The organism is Mesorhizobium sp. M1050 (genome assembly GCF_040318715.1).
In the GTDB taxonomy this organism is placed as follows: domain Bacteria; phylum Pseudomonadota; class Alphaproteobacteria; order Rhizobiales; family Rhizobiaceae; genus Mesorhizobium.
Window position 1 is genome coordinate 1 of the sequence record NZ_JAMYMV010000177.1, and the last position, 834, is coordinate 834.

Genomic DNA, 834 nt, shown 5'->3' on the forward strand with positions numbered 1-834 from the left:
GGCCGCGATCGCGGCGCTCGAATTGTTGTCGCTCAAGGGATTGACCGTCACCGCCGACGCCTTGCACTGCCATCGCCGCATGACCAAAACCGTGCGCGAGGGCGGCGGCCACTACGTGATCGCCATCAAGGGCAACCAGTCGAAACTGGCCAGCGAGGCCAAGGCCGCCCTCGACAAGGCGGCGGCCAGCAAAGCAACCAAGTTCCATCAGACCGAAGAGGATGCGCATGGCCGCCACGAGGTGCGGCGTGCCTTCGTCATTCCCTTCGCGCAGACGCCAGGCAGGAATGCCCTCGTCGACCTTTGCGCCATCGGCCGCGTCGAAAGCTGGCGCACCGTCAATGGCAAGACCACGCACAAGGTCCGCTGCTATGCGCTGTCGCGCAAAATGCCGGCAAACGAACTGCTCGCCACAGTACGCCGCCACTGGAGCATCGAGAATGACCTGCACTGGCAACTCGATGTCCTGCTCGGCGAAGATCAAATCAGAGGCCGCAAGAACAACACGGCCGCCAATCATGCCATACTTCGCCGCCTCACGCTCAATGTTCTCAGAGCCGATCCCGAAAAAATCCCGCTCAGCCACAAACGACTCAAAGCACGATGGGCCGACCAAGACCTCCTCCGCCTCTTTACTCATATGCGATAGCCCTGCCCTCAAGGGGGGAGATTGGCAGCTTTGACGCGTCGCCTGGTAATGCGACGCTGGAGATTGGCGAAAGCCGGAATGACAGCTGATCTCCCCCCTTGAGGGCAGGGGAATCGCACATGAGTACAAAGGGACTCTTGTGTGGTGTGCGGAAATCGATTCTGAAAGGACCTCTGGATGATCGG

1 protein-coding gene is annotated in these 834 nt (G+C 60.6%); it reads left to right on the forward strand.

What is annotated here, in order from left to right; translation table 11 throughout:
* Positions 1–649, forward strand: a 649-nt coding sequence (locus NKH57_RS33750) for an ISAs1 family transposase (protein ID WP_352950693.1), incomplete at its 5' end; no start/stop codon positions are given.
* Positions 650–834 lie beyond the last annotated feature (185 nt).